The organism is Streptomyces sp. ATCC 21386 (assembly GCF_018728545.1).
Classification (GTDB): Bacteria; Actinomycetota; Actinomycetes; order Streptomycetales; family Streptomycetaceae; genus Streptomyces.
In genome coordinates, this window is the sequence record NZ_JAAVVL010000001.1 from 8,823,666 (window position 1) to 8,839,567 (window position 15,902).

The window sequence follows — 15,902 nt, forward strand, 5'->3', positions numbered from 1 at the left end:
CGAATCGTTCCTCCGGCAACAGCAACGGCGCCTTCGGTTTCGGTAACAGCAAGGCCGCGTTACCAGAGCTTTCCGGTCCCACCGCCCACCGTTCGGGGAGCACGTTGCGCACGCGGAACGGCAGCCCCGCCTCGTTGAGCACGAGCTGAGCTGACCGGACCTCCGCTGCTGGGAGCGGCGCGACACCGCCGCTTTGAACGCTTGGCGCCAGCCAGCTCGCCGTCGAAGATTCCGCCGGATCAAACTACGGCCTCCGCGCCGACGCACTCGGCGGGACCGCTCCCGGAGTCGGGTCGGCCCACGCGGAGTCGACGGCGATATCAGCCCAGACCGTCAGGCTGTCCCGCGTCCCCCGCCACCCCCAGCGGCTGGCCAGGGCCTCGGTGATCAGCAGTCCACGCCCCCGCTCCTGTTCAGCTCCTGGCAACACCCGTGCCGACGGCAGCGACCCCATGATCCCCCGGCTCGGACCCACGTCGGTGACAGCGATGGTGACCGTTGCCGTGGCGAGCGCGAGGGTGATCGTGATCAGGTCACTGCCGCCGTGCTCCAGAGCGTTGGCCGCCAACTCGCCGACGACGCTCTCCAGATCGCCCACGGCATCCGACGGGAGCCCCCACCACCGAGCCATGCCGCACACGTAACGGCGAGCGGCACCTGCGGAGGCGAGATCCGTGCCGGGCAAGGAGAGCAGCCCGAACGCCCGGAACTCGACGCCGTAGGCAGCCACGAACCCTGATGCGCCGGGGCGAGCATTATCGAACGCGCCCACGAGCAACGCACCCAACAGCGCGTCGACCAACTGGACGCCTGCAAAGGCGGGTTCAGCCCCCAGCCGCTCGGCCTCCTCCCCGGCAAGCACACCTCGCTCACGGCTCGATAGCCCGTCCACGAGCCCCGGCCCCCCGCTCTCGACCTGGTCGGCGATCCGGAAAACGGGTCCGTCGCCATCCGTGACAAGCGCACAAGGCCCGCCATGCTCTGCGCTCCAGGGCAGAAGCCGCACCTGGGTCCGCTCCCTGTCGCCCATCACACCGCCCCCAACCACGCGTGGATGTCACGACGGTCCAGGTCCACCCCGTACGTCGCACACCACAGGGCGTCTCGGCGCAGCCGCTGAATCCGGGCGTTCTCCTCACGCTCGTGAGCGGCGAGGTAGGGGCGGACGAGATGGGTGGACGCGCCGTCGATGGGCTCGTACCAGGCCTGGACGGTGGGGGCGATGAGAGGTCGGCGGGATGGTTGCGGCGGCGTCGACATCGGTGCAAGAGACAACGGCAGCCGTCCGTATCAAGCGCCAAGCCATCCTGGAACGTTCACCCGCGTTGCACCTTTGGGTGGTCCTCGACGACGCGGTACTGCGGCGGAACGTCGGCGGCACGGACGTAATGGTCGAGCAGATCGCCCATCTGCACACCATGGCTCAACGCCCCAATGTGGACATCCAGATACTCCTCTTCACGACGGGCGCCCACGCGGCCGGCTCCGGCGGCCACTTCCTCGTCCTTGGACGGGACAGCGAGGACGATCCGCTCAACAGCATGAACGTCGTCTACCTCGAACTTCACAAACGAGGCCTCTACCTCGACTCCCCCACCGAGGTTCAGAGCTACAAACTCATGTTTGACTACTTGCGCTCACAAGCGGCCGACACCTCGGCCAGCCTTGAGCTACTGGCCACCGCACGAGAGGAGTTCACGAGATGAGCGAAACACCGACAGTCGTCCGGCTTGCGGCGACAGAGTGGTTCAGGAGCAGCTACAGCGCAGTGAACAATGAGTGCGTCGAGATGGCATACATAGAACCGCTGATCGGAATACGCGACTCAAAGGACCCGGACCGAGGTGTGCTTACCATAGAGAGCAATGCCTTCTCCCTCTTCCTCAGCAGCATAAAGCGATAAGCCCACCGATCCGAATCCCAATAAATCGCGGCCCTCAACAGCCCTCATCGGCGCAGATTCACCGCATCGCCATCGCCGGAGGCTCAACGGGGACCGGGGCCGGGGCGCTGGCCGGGAGTGATGTTGCCGTTTGGAGTGCTGGGCGGGGCGGCGTAGGGAGAAGGCGGGTATTGGGGCGCCGGGTACTGGAGTTGTCCAGGCGGGGGCGCGTACGGGGCTGTCGGGTGCGGTGCCGTGGAGTGTGCGGGGCGGCGGTTGCGGACGACGACGAGGACCGCCACGCCGATGCCGAGTAGTGCCACGACCGCAGCCGCGGTCAACACGGTGGACAGCATGTTGTTGCCCTTGGAGGAATCTGAGGCTGCCACCTCCTCGGTGGTCGTGTCCTCCGCCGGTGCGTTGTCGGCGTCGGGGGCCGAGGGCCCGGGGGACGGCGATGTGGAGGCTGCGGCCGCGAGGTCCGGGAGCGGGTATTCGTCGGCCGGGCCCGGGTCGCCGGGGTTCTGCAGGGCGATGCGGGGGCGGACGATGCCGTAGCCGATGGAGTCGTTGCGCTCGGAGCCGTCGGTGGGGGCACCGATGGTGTTCAGCATGACTCTGAGGACCTGGTTGTTGGTCCAGGTGGGGTGCTTGGACCAGATCAGAGCAGCACTGGCGGAGGCGAGAGCCGTGGCGTCGCTGGTGCCGTGACTCTTGCACAGGCCGGTGTCAGTACCGCAGGCGTGCACCATTTCCTCACCTGGTGCTGCCATATCCACCTGAGGACCGTGTTGGGACTCTTCGGTCCTGCGGAGGTCTCTACCGACGGCTGCCATCGCTACTACGCCGGGCGTGGCTGCTGGATACATGACCTGGTTGGCCTTGTCTCCGTCGTTGCCCGCACTGGCGAAAATCAATGAGCCCTTATCCAAGGCGTACTTCACCGCCGCCGTAAGCTGCGGTGAGCCCTCCGTGTACGCAAGGGAGATATTGATGACTTGGGCGCCCTCGTCCGCGGCGTAACGGATCGCCTTTGGAGCAACCTCGTTGAACCGCCTGTTTCCTTCGGCTTTGTTGGCCGCATCCCCGTCCTTGGGCATCCGGATGGGGAGAATCCTGGCACCGGGGGCCAACCCGAAAGCGCCCTCGCCACCGTTCCAAGCGCCGGTTCCTGCGATCAGCCCTGCCATGCCCGTGCCGTGGTCCTCGTAGTCGGTGCGCGCGTCTCCCGGCTGATCGGGGGCGAGGTCCTTGCCTGGTAGGACGCGGCCCTTCAGATCGGGGTTGGTTGCGTCCACCCCCGAATCGATCACGGCGACCGTGATTCCCTCACCGGTGCTGCTCTGCCACATCTGCTCGGCCTTCATGGCGTCGAGGAACCACTGCTGCTGACGGATGGACTCGGCATAGGCCGGTGCTTCCGAAGAGCCCACCAGCAGCAGAGCGAGGAGCGCGGAGACCGCAGCACGGTGTCGTCCGTGTCGAGGGCTGGTGGTGGGCATGAGGTTCGCTGTCTCCGTTCCGGGATACGCGTCAGTCGGCGGCCGGTGGTGCAGGGCGGCTGTTGCCCTGCCGTCGGGTCTCCTCATCGTCGGCCGAGCGGTACGGCCTCACGTTCCTGTTGTCCATACTCGTTGAGGAGATCGGCCCGGGTACGCGACGAGAGCCTGCTCCTCTTCTCTCACCAGGCCGAAGCCCGCCAGGGGCACCGCCTGCGATGCCGCCACGCGTCGTACTACCACCGGACGTCGTACCGGTTCCGGCCGTCCCACCCGAGCTGCGCGCCGTGCGACCCGTCTGTTGCGGAGCGCCTCCGATGACCCCGCCGTTCGGCGAGGGGAGGCGGGCGCCGGGCGTCGGCCCCTGCTGACCGGCCGCTCGCCCTGTGGGAGTCGCCGTGCCGGTGGTAGAGCCCATCGGAGGACGCCCTGTCGAGCCGGGTGGAGCCCCCACCACTGTTCCACGATGGGGCGTTCCCGCCTGCCCACCCGAGGGCGGGGTGACGGGACGACCTCCGAGGATGCCGTTACTACTCGGGGCACGACCGGCAGTCGGAGGTTGAACGGCCTGACCAGCAGGGAACTGAGGCACACGGCCGGTCACCGCCGACCGTCCCTGCGCAGGCGGGCCGCCAATAGGCAGACCCTGCCTACCCGTCACGGGCGGAGCCCAATTCGAGTGCGGAGGACTTCCAGACACCTCCAACCGTCCGGCACCGGGAGGACCGCCTGGCGGCGGACCCGTCGTCGTCCGCTTGTCCTGCGGCAGCGTCTCTACGGAGTCGATACCCATCCGGGTCGCAGGCCCGTCCTCCAATGGCACGGAGCGCTCAAGCAACGTTCTGCCCTGAGTTGAAGGCTCCGACTTATCGGCGCCATCCGCCGCACGGGGCCCTTGGGGCACCGAAGCCGAGCCGTCCCCCTGACCTGAAGCGCCCGGTCGTGTCAGTGACTCCTGATCATTGGCCCTTCCCCGGTCGTCCGGCACCAACACCTCCGGCGGCGGCGGAAACCTGGGCCTCTCCAGCGCGTTCAGCTGCACGGCCGAGAAGTCGTAAGCCTGGCCCAGCTTGATCATCTCGTAGGCGGCCTCCTGGCGGACCCTCTCCTTGTCGGCCGCCAAAGCGGCGAGCTCGTCCGACGACTTGCTGGAAATCGTGGCGGAGTCGGGGTCGTTGGGGGCCGACGCGGCGGCCACCAGGTTTCCCTCCGCGCTCTCCTGCGTACGCGGGATCGCCGCCTGGGTTCGGGCGATGGCGCCGGAGGCTTCGGCCAGCCACTTCGCCGACTCCAGGCTGAAGTCGCCCAGGCGGAGGGTGGAGTTGGCCAGGTCCGCGGTCCAGGTGCGGAAGGCGTCCGCACCCTCGCCCTTCCATTCCACCAACTGGGGGCGGATCTTCAGTTCATCGGCGATCTTGTGGATCTCCTCGGCCACCTTCGCCAAGCGGTCGGCCGCCCCCTGCACGGTGCCGCTGTTCGCCTGGTCCAGCCACGCCAGCATCTGCTCGTGGCTCATGTTCTCGAACGTGCCGCCCGACATCAGGCCCTGCCTCCCCGGTCGCCGTCCGTCATCAGATCGTGCCTCCCGCGTCGCCACCCGACGGCGACTGCTCCGACTGCCCCGGCCCCGGCTGGTCCGTTCGACGTACCTGGCCCGTGTCCCCCGCGCCCGAGCCGTTCGGCAGCTTCGGTTCGTACGCGCCGCCGTAGTGTTCCGTCGTCTCCGCGCTGATCGCCGCCATGCGGTCGCGGATGTCGAGGTCGATGTTCTCGTAGCCCTTGTGGGAGGCCATGACCGCGATGCCCACGCCCTCCATGGAGTCGGACAGCAGCTTCGAGAGGTTCTCCAGCTCCGTGATGACCGTCTCGTACGCGGTGAACAGGCCCGCCGCTTCCGCCCATTCGCCGCTGCCGCCGCCGAACTGGGCGCGTTCCAGCTGGTGCTGGCCCACCTTGCCGGGGCCGGCGTCGGAGCCTTTGAGGTCGATGATCAGTTGGTCGATGCGCTTCTTGAACGTCTGGAACGAGGACAGTTCCGTGTATACGTCCGCAGCCGCGTCATGTACGACGTCCCACACCCCGGACACCCACGAAGGCCCCGTCCCACTGGAGGGTCCCGACTCGCCTCCGTCCAGCATCACTGCCCTCCCCGTAAGTCAGTGTCCCAGCAACAACTTTAGCTTTTCGCAGTGACAGTGCTGGGGCTGGGCACAGCCGAGCGCATGAGCCGGTAGCCGGCAGCCGGCAGCCGGTAGCCGGCAGCAGCAAGGCGGTGGTACCCGGGCCTGCCGGGTAGCACCGCCTTCCGTTCGTGTGTCAGGCCACCACGGGCCACGTCACGTCACATCACGAAACCCGCCGCGCCCCCGCCGAAGGGACCGCCACGAAGACGCGCGGGGCCGTGAAGCCGGCGTCGGCGAAGGCCTCCTCCACCGCCTTGGTGACCGCGTCCGCGTCGGTCGCGTCGACGAGGACGATCGCGGAACCGCCGAAGCCGCCGCCGGTCATCCGGGCGCCGAGGGCGCCGGCGGCGAGGGCGGTGTCGACGACGAGGTCCAGCTCGGGGCAGGAGATCCGGAAGTCGTCGCGGAGCGAGGCGTGCCCCTCGACCAGGACGGGGCCGATCGCGCGGGTCTCGCCCGACTCCAGGAGGGAGACCACGCGCTCGACGCGCTGGGCCTCGGTGACCACGTGGCGGACCAGGCGGCGGACCTCCTCGTCGTCGCCGAGGCGGTCGAGGGCCGCGTCCAGCTCGTCGTAGGCGACGTCGCGCAGCGCGTCGACGCCGAGGAGGGCCGCGCCCTTCTCGCAGCCGGCGCGGCGCTTGCCGTACTCGCCCTCGCTGTGGGAGTGCTTGACCTGGGTGTCGACGACCAGCAGCTGCATGCCCTCGGCGGCCAGGTCGAAGGGGATCTGCCGCTGGGAGAGGTCCCGGGTGTCGAGGAACAGGGCGTGGCCGTTCTCGCAGCACGCGGAGGCGGTCTGGTCCATGATCCCGGTCGGGGCGCCGACGTAGACGTTCTCCGCGCGCTGGCACAGGCGGGCCAGCTGCCAGCCCTTGAGGCCGAGGGAGAAGAGGTCGTTGAGGGCGAGGGCCACGACGACCTCCAGGGCCGCCGAGGAGGACAGGCCCGCGCCCGTCGGGACGGTCGACGCGAGGTGGATGTCCGCGCCGGTCAGCGCCGTGTGGCCCGCCTCGCGCAGGGCCCAGAGCACGCCGGACGGGTACGCCGTCCAGGCGCGGTCGGCGCCGGGGGTGAGCGCGTCCAGCGTCAGCTCGACGACACCGCCTTCGACGTCGTCGGAGTGCAGGCGCAGGACGCCGTCCGTGCGCCGGGCGACGGCCGCGACGGTGGTGTGCGGGAGGGCGAAGGGCATGACGAAGCCGTCGTTGTAGTCGGTGTGCTCGCCGATGAGGTTCACCCGGCCCGGCGCGGCCCACACTCCCTCCGGCGCCGCCCCGTAGAGCTCCTCGAACCGCCCGGCGACGACGACAGCCTCGCTCATCCCGTGACCCTGACCTTTCCTTACTGGACCGACGAACCGGCTCGGCCGATGAACTGGCCGAGCCGGCACACTACTTGGCGCGAACGGGTGCGGGCCCGCGCCGCTTCGGCGCGTGGGCGACCCGTACCGCTCCGCCCACGCCCGCGCGAACCGCTGGGCACACGCCCCGCGTGCACTCCTGGGCCCGCGCGCGCGTGGACCACCGTGCCTGCGCCTGCGCGGACTACTGAGCCGCCCGCGCCTGCGTGAACTCCCACGCGTCCGCCACGATCTCCGCGAGGTCCGCGCGCGACGGGTTCCAGCCGAGCCGTTCGCGGGCCGTTTCGGCGGAGGCGACCAGGGTGGCGGGGTCGCCGGCCCGGCGCGGGGCGACGACCTCGGGGATCGGGTGGCCGGTGACCCGGCGGACGGTCTCGATCACCTCGCGCACCGAGAAGCCGTTGCCGTTGCCCAGGTTGCAGATGAGGTGCTCGCCCGGTTGTGCGGCGTCCAGCGCCAGCAGGTGGGCGTCGGCGAGGTCGGCGACGTGGATGTAGTCGCGGACGCAGGTGCCGTCGGGGGTCGGGTAGTCCTCGCCGAAGACGGAGATCGCGTCGCGCCTGCCCTGGGCGACCTGGAGCACGAGCGGGATGAGGTGCGACTCGGGGTCGTGGCGCTCACCGCAGGTGCCGTACGCGCCGGCCACGTTGAAGTAGCGCAGGGAGACGGCGCCCAGGCCGTGGGCGGCGGCCTCGCCGGTGATCATGTGGTCGACGGCGAGCTTGGAGGCGCCGTACGGGCTGGTCGGCCGGGTCGGCGCGGACTCGACGATGGGGGTGGTCTCCGGCTCGCCGTAGGTGGCGGCCGTGGAGGAGAACACCAGCTTGCGGACGCCCGCCTCGCGCATCGCGGCGAGCAGGGCCATGGTGCCGCCGACGTTGTTGTCCCAGTACTTCTCGGGCTTCACGACGGACTCGCCGACCTGCGAGAACGCGGCGAAGTGCAGGACGGCGTCGAAGGAGCCGTCGAGCCATTTGCCGGCGTCGCGGATGTCGCCCTCGACGAAGGCCGCGCCGGCGGGGACGCCCTCGCGGAAGCCGGTCGAGAGGTTGTCGAGGACGACGACCTCGTGCCCGGCCTCCAGCAGATGCTGGGCGACCACGCTGCCGACGTACCCCGCGCCACCGGTGACCAGGTACTTGCCGCGGTGCTTCCCGCCCTGATGCCCGTCCCGCTGCCCGTCCTGCTGCCCGCTCATGAACTCGCTACCTCTCGCAGTCGCTCGGCCGCGCGCTCCGGCGGCACGTCGTTGATGAACACGTTCATGCCGGATTCGGAACCCGCGAGAAACTTCAGCTTGCCGGTGGTGCGGCGAATGGTGAAAAGCTCGAGGTGGAGCGCGAAGTCCTCACGCTGGACACCCTCGAACTCCTCCAGCGTGCCGAACGGGGCCTGGTGCCAGGCCGCGATGTACGGGGTCGGAGGCTCACCCTCGCCGAAGATCCGGTCGAAGCGCCTCAAGAGTTCCAGATAAACCTTGGGGAACTCTGAGCGCGCGTCCTCGTCGAGCGCGAGCAGGTCGGGGACCCGGCGCTTGGGGTACAGGTGGATCTCGTACGGCCAGTGCGCCGCGTACGGCACGAAGGCCGCCCAGTGTTCGGTCTCGAGGACGACCCGCTCGTCCGCCAGCTCCCGTTCCAGGACGGTGTCGAAGAGGTTCTCGCCGCCGGTGGCGTCCTTGTGGGACGCGAGGGAGCGCAGCATCAGCGCGGTGCGGGGCGTGGTGAAGGGGTACGCGTAGATCTGCCCGTGCGGGTGCCCCAGGGTCACGCCGATCTCGGCACCGCGGTTCTCGAAGCAGAACACCTGCTCGACGGAGGGGAGGTGGGACAGCTCGGCGGTGCGGTCGGTCCATGCCTCCAGGACGAGGCGGGCCTGCTCTTCGGTCAGGTCGGCGAAGGACGCGTTGTGGTCCGAGGTGAAGCAGACGACCTCGCAGCGGCCGGAGTCACCGGCGAGCGAGGGGAAGCGGTTCTCGAACACGACGGCGTCGTACGAGGAGTCCGGTATCTCGCTGAGGCGGTCGCCCTCGGAGGGGCAGAGCGGGCATTCGTTCGCCGGGGGGTGGTAGGTGCGGCCCTGGCGGTGCGAGGCGATCGCGACGGAGTCGCCGAGCAGCGGGTCCCGGCGTACCTCCGAGGTGGTGACGGTGCGCTCCAGGGGCCGCTTGTCCACCGCGTCGCGCACGGTGTCATCGCGCAGGTCGTAGTAGATCAGCTCACGACCGTCGGCCAGCCGGGTCGAGGTCTTCTTCACGCCGGACTCCCCATCCCACCCATCAAACAGAACCAAACACATCAAAGCACAGGTTCCGACGTTCGTCACCGTCACAAACAAACAAAGATCACCAGATCCAGACTATGGGCTTCGCTGCCCGGCGGCGACGCAGTCGGCCCCCGCCGGGCGACCGGCGGGGGCCGACTGTGTCGTTGTCGTCTACTTGGTGGTGCGGTAGGCGCGGTGGATGGTCTGGGTCAGGGTGTTGCCGTCGGCGTCGGTGAGGGCGACCCGAAGGGAGACGGGGCCAGGCTTGGCAGGGCTGCGCAGCTTGAGCAGCTTGCCGTTCACGGCGGTGGTCTTCTTCCAGGTCCTGCCGTCGTCGTAGGAGACGGTGAAGGCCAGCTTGCGCAGCGTGGCGGCCCGGGTGGCCGCGCCCTGGAGGCTGAAGGGCACGGTGAGGGTCGTACCGGCCTTGGCGGTACTGGCCGTCGACAGGCTGGGCGTGAAGCGGACGACGGTCAGCGGGAGCCGCTCGGGGGTGTCGCCGGGGACGTGGGCCGAGGTGAAGGTCCAGGTGGCGGTCGTACGGGTGCTGACCGCGAACCGTGCCGGGTCGCGGGAGACGTCCACGGCGAGCTTGTAGGTGCGCTTGCCCGCGGGAACCGTGTACGAGTCGCCGTCGAGCGGGGCGCTCACGGCGAAGATCTTCTTGCCGTCGGCGTGGAGCGAGCTCCTGGCCTTGGTGTGGTCGGTGGTCCCCAGGTTGCCCGCGCCGTCGGAGAACAGCGGTAGGTACGCCGTGAAGGTGTCGCCGACGCGTACCGCTTCGGGCCGGTCGACGACGGCCGAGAGGGAGCCCGAGGGGAGGGCTGGGCCGAAGACGCCGACGTTGAACCGCTGGGTGTGGACCCTGCCCGCCGCGAAGCTCCTGGGGATGGCGGCCTGCGTGCTCTCCCACGTCGGCTCGCCCTCGGCGTCGGGGGCGCCGAACTGGCTGGCCTGGTAGAACCACTTGATCCCGTTGGGCAGCACATAGTCGGTGCCGGTCAGCGGCAGACGGCCCTCGGTCGTGTGCTGGTTGTAGAAGCCGCCGTACATCAGCGGTGCGGCGGCGATGGTCGTGGTCCTGCCCTTGACGGGCGCACCGACGACGACCTTGACCTTGGCGAGCCGGCCGCGCTCGACGTTCTCGGTGAAGCCGGACAGGTCACCCGTACGGTTCCAGGCCAGCCGGTAGTTGACGGCCTTGTGGGTCCAGATGCCGTGGTACATCGCGGACACCTCGGCGGCCGGCGCCGGGGCGCCGAGCTGTCCGACGCGGATGCTGCCGAAGGAAGGGACGTCGTACACGGAGGTGTACGGCCTGTTGTTGACGTCGACGTGGAAGAAGAACATCGCGCCCGTGGGCCTGGCCGCACCGTCCGGCACGGTGATCTTGACGGGCTTCGTCTTGCGTGCGTCCATGACCAGGGTCGTGTCCTTGGTCAGCGCGAACTTCGGGTGCAGCAGCACGGACCCTCCGGTGCTGACGGTGCGGAGCACGCCTTCCAGGGCGTAACGCCCCTTCGGCAGACGGATGGTGACCTCGCCGTCCTTCTCGTCGGAGGCTTCCGTCCAGATGTCGTTGTCCAGGCCGTAGATACTCGTCGAAGCGTCGCCGAGGGCCTTGCCCTTGAGGTCGAGGTGCTTGATGGTCAGGTCGTACGACTCGACCTCGCGGACCACGCCCAGGGAGGTGCGCGCGGTCGTCGTGCCGTCGGCGGTGGTGGCGGTCAGCGAGCCGCCGAAGCTGCCGTCGGCAGTTCCCACCCGGGTGTCGGTGGTCACGGTGGCGCTCGCCTCACCGCCCGCCGGGACGGTGAGCCGCCGCGGCGAGACGGCGAACAGGCCCTCGGCGGCCGGCTTTCCGTCGTTGCCGTAGGCCTCGGTGGCCAGGTCGAGCGTGACCGGCTCGGTGCCCGCGTTGCGGTAGGTGACGTCCTTGGTGATCGGCCGGTCGTCGGTGTGGGGGTACGCCTGTGTCCCGAAGCCGAGCGAGGTCGGACTGCTGGTGAGCTGCTGGGTGATCGCCCTGGCGACGTCCACCCGGCCGGTGCCCTGGGTGTACGCGGAGGTGGCGGGGGCCGGCTTCGCGGAGGCGGTGAGGGCCGCCTTGAGCTGCGGGCCGGTCCAGTCCGGGTGTTCCTGCGCCAGGATCGCCGCCGCGCCCGCCACGTGCGGGGTCGCCATCGACGTACCGCTCATGGAGACATAGCCGTCGGCGGCGGGGTCGCCCATGTCGCCTTCGGCGGCCTTGGCGGCGACGATGTCCACGCCCGGCGCGGTGACATCGGGCTTGAGGAAGCCGTCGGCCGTGGGGCCGCGGCTGGAGAACTCGGCGATGGCGTCCCGGCGGTCGACCGCGCCGACGGTGAGCGCGGCGGCGGCGCTGCCGGGGGTGCCGATGGTGCCTTCGGCCGGTCCCTCGTTTCCGGCGGCTATGACGAACAGGGCTCCGGAAGCGGCCGACAGGTCGTTGACGGCCTGCTCGACGGGGTCGATGCCGAGGGTGTCGGTGCCGCCCAGGCTCATGTTGACGACCTTGGCGCCCTGTGCCACGGCCCACTGCATGCCGGCGATGACGCTGGAGTCGTCGCCCTGGCCGGAGTCGTCGAGCACCTTGCCGACCAGGAGCCGGGCGCCGGGCGCGACGCCCGCGTACTTCGCGCCCGTGGGGGACGCGGCCCCGGAGCCCATGATCGTCGAGGCCACGTGGGTGCCGTGGCCCGCGCGGTCGACGGTGTCCGCGGCGGCGGAGAAGTTCTTCACCGCGTCGATACGGTCCTTGAGGTCCGGGTGGCCGGCGTCGATGCCGGTGTCGAGGACGGCGACCTCGACACCCTTGCCGTCGTACCCCGCCGTGTGCGCCGCGGGCGCGCCGATCTGCGGCACGCTCTTGTCCAGGGTCGCCCTGACCTTGCCGTCCAGCCAGATCTTCTTGACCTTCGCGGAGCCGGTGCCGCTGGTGAGGGTCTCCCACAGGTCGGAGCCCTCGGACTTACGGGCGCGTACGGCGTCGCCGTTGATGCTCGGCAGATCCCGCCGGACGCTCGCACCCGCGCTGCGGAACGTGCTCGCCGACAGGGACGTGCCCCTGTCGTAGGTGACGATCAGCGGCAGGTCGGAGCGGCGGGCGTCGTCGTAGCGCGAACTCACCAGGCGCGTCACGTCGAACAGCCGCCGGTCGGCGGTCCCGTTCGCGATCAGCGGTTCGGCGTCGCGCGGCAGGACGTACGCGTGGCCCTCGGCCTGCTGGACGCGGAAGGCCATCCCCTCGCGGCCCTCGGCGGCCACCACGCCGGTGACCTTGCCCGCGGCGTCGAGGGTCACTCTGTCGCCGGTGACGAGGGTGACGGTCCTCGCGGGGGCGCCGGCCGGGGACTCCGACGGGGCGGCCTCGGCGCTGTCGGGCGTGCTCACCAGCAGCCCGGCGCCGAGCGCCGCCGCCAGAGCGGCCGCCAGCGGGACGGTGGTGACCACTCGTTTTCTGCGCTTGTGCGACTTCAACTCAGGCCTTTCGACATGGTTCATGGCGATTTGCTCGCCGAATCGGGGCAGCATCAGGGCGCGGCCGAGCGACACTGTGGCCGCTCGGCCGCGTACAGAGAGAGAACGTGCGAGGAGGATCGGGTCGGACGAGGCGCTCGGACAGATGTCAGACGAGGCGCTTGCGACCCCAGAGGATGACGAACGTCGCGATGCCGGCGGTCAGGGCCAGCAGGATCGAGGCGCCGAGCCACTGCATGGCCGGCATCTGGGAGAACGGGATGTAGTCGAACGACCAGCCGACGACCCGCGCCTCGTCCAGGCAGGCGTTGCGGGCCTTCTCCGTGGCCTCGGCGCAGCTGCCCCAGCCGATGAGGTCGCCGGAGGCCGTGAGGTAGAACTCGTCCAGGACGTAGGCGTTGTCGGGCAGGTTCGGCCGGCTGTTGTCACCCACACCGTTGTGGCTGGTGACCGTGATGACGTTCCCGAGGGACGTCCTGACGTACGACCACGCCACCTGCAGCGCGACGGCGAAGCCCAGGGTGACGACCATGGCCAGCAGGGTCCGGCGCAGCAGCATGCCGATGGCCACGCCACCGACGACCGTGAGCAGGGTGAGCGCCACGGGCACGGGTCCGGTGTTGTCGAACGCGCCGGGTTCGGCCCAGGTCAGGACGTACGACGTCGACTTGACCGGCGACCACCACCAGGTGAACGCGGCGGAGACGGCCGTGGCGCACACCACGACCACGAGCGTGGTCACACCGAGCTTGGTGACGAGCCAACGGACGCGGCTCACGGACTGCGCGTTGACCAGCTTGGCGGTGCCGGTCTCCAGGTCGCCGGCGAGCAGGGGCGGACCGAGGAGCACGCCGATCACGACGGGCAGGAGCCCGAGCAGACCGGCGGCCGCGTTGAGCGGCTTCTGGTCGAACTTGTCCTCCCAGCCGGACTTGAGGTGGGGATAGCCGTACCCGTCGAGGTACGTGATCATCTGCTGGCGTTGGTAGACGAGCACCGCGACGGTGACCGCGGCGGCGGCCAGCAGCGTCCAGTAGGCGGCGCGGTGCTGACGCCAGACGAGCCAGGTCATGCCACTGAGCCGGAGGCCGCGGCCGCGGCCGGTCTCGCTGCGGGCGGAGTCGGAGATGGTGCTGCCGGTGCTGGTCATCGTGCTCATGCCGCCACCGCCTGCGGGGCGACGTAGGAACTGGGACTGATCAGCGGCGGGGCCTCGGGCGAGCGCAGATAGGCGAGCAGGAGCTCCTCCAGGTTCGGGGTGCTCGCCTCCCAGGGGCCGCCGTCGACCGGCCCGTCGGGGCGTATCAGTGAGGTGAACTGCCGTCCGCTGGTGCGGGTCTCGACCACGGTGTGGTACGCCAGCTCCGGGGGCGTCCGCCCGTCGGAGTGGACCCCGGTCAGCACGGCGTGGGAGGTGCGCAGTTCGTCGACCTCACCGGCCAGGCGCAGCCGACCGCCCGCGATGACCAGCAGGTAGTCGCAGGTGTTCTCCAGCTCGGCGAGCATGTGGGTGGACATCAGCACGGTGGTGCCGCGCTCGGCGGCCTCGGCCAGCAGGGTGCCCATCAGCTCATGGCGCACCAGCGGGTCGAGGTCGGACATCGGCTCGTCGAGGAGCAGCAGGTCGGGACGCTTGCCGAAGGAGACGGCGAAGGCCACCCGGGTGCGCTGGCCGCCGGAGAGGGTGCCGATCTTCGCGTGGAGGGGCACATTGCCCGCGCGGACGATGTCCTCGGCGGCCCGCTGGTCCCAGCCGGGGTTCAGCTCTCGCCCCATCCGCAGGGTCTCGGCGACGGTGAAGCGCCGGAACAGGGGCTTCTCCTGGGCGAGGAACGCGGTACGCCGGGTGGCCTCCGCCGACTCCGGGGCCGCGCCGAACACGCGCAGGGTGCCGGTGGTCGGCGCCAGCAGGTTGGCGGCGATGGCCATCAGCGTGGTCTTGCCGGCCCCGTTGGGACCCACCAGACCGCAGATCCGCCCGGCCGGCAGCCGGAAGGAGCAGTCCTGCAGCGCCCAGCCACGGCGGTACTTCCGGCCCACCCCGCGGGCTTCTATCGCGGACGTTTCGGCCGGGCCCCCGTAGCCCGTTTCGTAACTCGTCATGCGTGTCCCCTTGTCCCCGTGGTTCCTGTGGTTCCTGTGGTTCCTGTGGTTCCTGTGGTTCCTGCTGGTGTGGTGGTTCCTGCTGGTGTGGTGGTTCCTGCTGGTCCCGTTGACCCCGCGTGCTCGGCGGCAGGCCCGGTCCCGGCGTACCGCTCCTCCATCACCGACGTGACCAGAGCGGTCACGTCGTCCTGCTCGAGACCCGCCTCGCGGGCCCGGTCCATCCAGCTCTCCAGCTCGCCGCGCAGCATCGAATCCACCGGCGCCTGCGGACGGGCCAGCGTCTGACTCACGAACGTCCCCAGCCCCGGCCGCGCTTCGACCAGCCCCTCCCGCTCCAGCTCGCGGTACGCCTTGAGCGTGGTGTTGGGGTTGACCGCGGAGGTCTGCGCGACCGCCTTGGCGGTGGGCAACTGGTCGCCGGGCCCGAGGACGCCGAGCCGCAGCGCCTGCTTGGTCTGCTGAACGATCTGCTGATAGGCGGCGACTCCGCTCCGCCTGTCGATGCGGAACTCCAACCCCTTCACCACCATTTCACTAGTCGACTAGTGAATTGATGATGGAGCACAGATCGCGAACCTGTCAAAGCCCACAGGTCGGGGCACCGGTGAGGGTGCGAGGGAAGCCGTTGCGCGCGGCGAGGGTCAACGCCAGGAAGACCGGCGGATGTTCGCAAGGTCCGCTGCGATGACTCGTGGGGACGGTTCGAAGTCCGCGAGGCGGCGTTGGGTGCGCGCCGAACCGTCCGGGCAGCACACCCGCTCCCCGGCTGACAGCGTCGACGGCCACGCGAAACCCGGGATCAGACCTGACCGACGTCGTCGACGACCTACCGAAAGGCCGCTACGTCTGCCGGCTGACGTCCTGGTCAAAGGGGGATGACGGACCCGTCCACCGGTGCGCGTCCGCGGCCACGTGCATGGCGGGTGTCACCGACGGGTCTCTGACGACACGTCTCGCGCCGGGGGCCGTCGAAGGCCTCACTCAGCCCGAGGATGGCGCCGCCGCTTCGAAGAGCGCGGCGGCGGACACTGCCGCTGGAGCGCCCACGTCCGGAACGGGACTGTGCAGGGCGGAGACAAAGGACCGCTGCCCCGCACAGGCGC

Annotated in this window: 13 protein-coding genes; 2 read left to right on the forward strand and 11 right to left on the reverse strand. The window is 69.9% G+C overall.

What is annotated here, in order from left to right:
- Window positions 1-244: 244 nt before the first annotated feature.
- Window positions 245-862 carry an ATP-binding protein gene (locus tag GWK25_RS44395; protein WP_308404418.1) on the reverse strand — a complete coding sequence of 206 codons (618 nt, stop codon included), beginning with the start codon at window positions 860-862 and terminating at the stop codon, window positions 245-247.
- 167 nt (window positions 863-1,029) lie between these two features.
- Complete coding sequence (locus GWK25_RS37730) at window positions 1,030-1,260, reverse strand: hypothetical protein (protein ID WP_215457982.1); 231 nt, start codon at window positions 1,258-1,260, stop codon at window positions 1,030-1,032.
- Between GWK25_RS37730 and GWK25_RS37735 the strand changes: the two genes are divergently transcribed.
- A complete protein-coding gene (locus tag GWK25_RS37735) occupies window positions 1,239-1,706 on the forward strand; it encodes a DUF5753 domain-containing protein (protein WP_251829218.1) in 468 nt (155 codons plus the stop codon). The genes GWK25_RS37730 and GWK25_RS37735 overlap by 22 nt on opposite strands.
- Entirely contained in the window at window positions 1,703-1,903 is a 201-nt protein-coding gene (locus tag GWK25_RS44400; RefSeq protein ID WP_215455955.1) for a DUF397 domain-containing protein, read from the forward strand. Before GWK25_RS37735 ends, GWK25_RS44400 begins: the two co-directional genes overlap by 4 nt.
- Before the next feature lie 83 nt (window positions 1,904-1,986).
- On the opposite strand, the gene mycP is transcribed toward GWK25_RS44400, so the two are convergent.
- From mycP to GWK25_RS37785, 9 genes are all read right to left on the reverse strand, one after another.
- Window positions 1,987-3,384, reverse strand: a complete 1,398-nt coding sequence (gene mycP, locus GWK25_RS37745) for a type VII secretion-associated serine protease mycosin (protein WP_215455956.1) — start codon at window positions 3,382-3,384, stop codon at window positions 1,987-1,989.
- Between the two features lie 1,568 nt (window positions 3,385-4,952).
- Window positions 4,953-5,459 (reverse strand): hypothetical protein, encoded by a 507-nt coding sequence (locus GWK25_RS37750; RefSeq protein WP_308404419.1) that lies wholly within the window; start codon window positions 5,457-5,459, stop codon window positions 4,953-4,955.
- Window positions 5,460-5,727: 268 nt separating this feature from the next.
- Window positions 5,728-6,888 carry a galactokinase gene (gene galK / locus GWK25_RS37755; RefSeq protein ID WP_215455958.1) on the reverse strand — a complete coding sequence of 387 codons (1,161 nt, stop codon included), beginning with the start codon at window positions 6,886-6,888 and terminating at the stop codon, window positions 5,728-5,730.
- A 223-nt stretch (window positions 6,889-7,111) separates the two neighbouring features.
- On the reverse strand, window positions 7,112-8,125 hold the full coding sequence (galE, locus tag GWK25_RS37760; RefSeq protein ID WP_215455959.1) for a UDP-glucose 4-epimerase GalE: 1,014 nt from the start codon (window positions 8,123-8,125) through the stop codon (window positions 7,112-7,114).
- Window positions 8,122-9,183, reverse strand: coding sequence for a galactose-1-phosphate uridylyltransferase (gene galT / locus GWK25_RS37765; protein WP_215455960.1), 1,062 nt, complete (start codon window positions 9,181-9,183; stop codon window positions 8,122-8,124). Before galT ends, galE begins: the two co-directional genes overlap by 4 nt.
- Window positions 9,184-9,363: 180 nt before the next feature.
- A complete protein-coding gene (locus GWK25_RS37770) occupies window positions 9,364-12,747 on the reverse strand; it encodes a S8 family peptidase (RefSeq protein WP_215457871.1) in 3,384 nt (1,127 codons plus the stop codon).
- 94 nt (window positions 12,748-12,841) lie between these two features.
- Entirely contained in the window at window positions 12,842-13,852 is a 1,011-nt protein-coding gene (locus GWK25_RS37775; protein WP_215455961.1) for an ABC transporter permease subunit, read from the reverse strand.
- Entirely contained in the window at window positions 13,849-14,796 is a 948-nt protein-coding gene (locus GWK25_RS37780) for an ABC transporter ATP-binding protein (protein WP_215455962.1), read from the reverse strand. Before GWK25_RS37780 ends, GWK25_RS37775 begins: the two co-directional genes overlap by 4 nt.
- A complete protein-coding gene (locus GWK25_RS37785) occupies window positions 14,793-15,329 on the reverse strand; it encodes a GntR family transcriptional regulator (RefSeq protein WP_215455963.1) in 537 nt (178 codons plus the stop codon). The genes GWK25_RS37780 and GWK25_RS37785 overlap by 4 nt, the downstream gene beginning before the upstream one ends.
- Window positions 15,330-15,902: the final 573 nt, after the last annotated feature.

What these genes read in the sequence shown, in the direction of transcription:
- GWK25_RS44400 (WP_215455955.1), top strand. Translation starts at nt 1,703, where the DNA reads ATGAGCGAAACACCGACAGTCGTCCGGCTTGCGGCGACAGAGTGGTTC.
- GWK25_RS37780 (WP_215455962.1), bottom strand. Translation starts at nt 14,796, where the DNA reads ATGACGAGTTACGAAACGGGCTACGGGGGCCCGGCCGAAACGTCCGCG.
- GWK25_RS37735 (WP_251829218.1), top strand. Translation starts at nt 1,239, where the DNA reads ATGGTTGCGGCGGCGTCGACATCGGTGCAAGAGACAACGGCAGCCGTC.
- GWK25_RS37785 (WP_215455963.1), bottom strand. Translation starts at nt 15,329, where the DNA reads ATGGTGGTGAAGGGGTTGGAGTTCCGCATCGACAGGCGGAGCGGAGTC.
- mycP (WP_215455956.1), bottom strand. Translation starts at nt 3,384, where the DNA reads ATGCCCACCACCAGCCCTCGACACGGACGACACCGTGCTGCGGTCTCC.
- galK (WP_215455958.1), bottom strand. Translation starts at nt 6,888, where the DNA reads ATGAGCGAGGCTGTCGTCGTCGCCGGGCGGTTCGAGGAGCTCTACGGG.
- GWK25_RS37775 (WP_215455961.1), bottom strand. Translation starts at nt 13,852, where the DNA reads ATGAGCACGATGACCAGCACCGGCAGCACCATCTCCGACTCCGCCCGC.
- GWK25_RS37770 (WP_215457871.1), bottom strand. Translation starts at nt 12,747, where the DNA reads ATGCTGCCCCGATTCGGCGAGCAAATCGCCATGAACCATGTCGAAAGG.
- galE (WP_215455959.1), bottom strand. Translation starts at nt 8,125, where the DNA reads ATGAGCGGGCAGCAGGACGGGCAGCGGGACGGGCATCAGGGCGGGAAG.
- GWK25_RS37730 (WP_215457982.1), bottom strand. Translation starts at nt 1,260, where the DNA reads ATGTCGACGCCGCCGCAACCATCCCGCCGACCTCTCATCGCCCCCACC.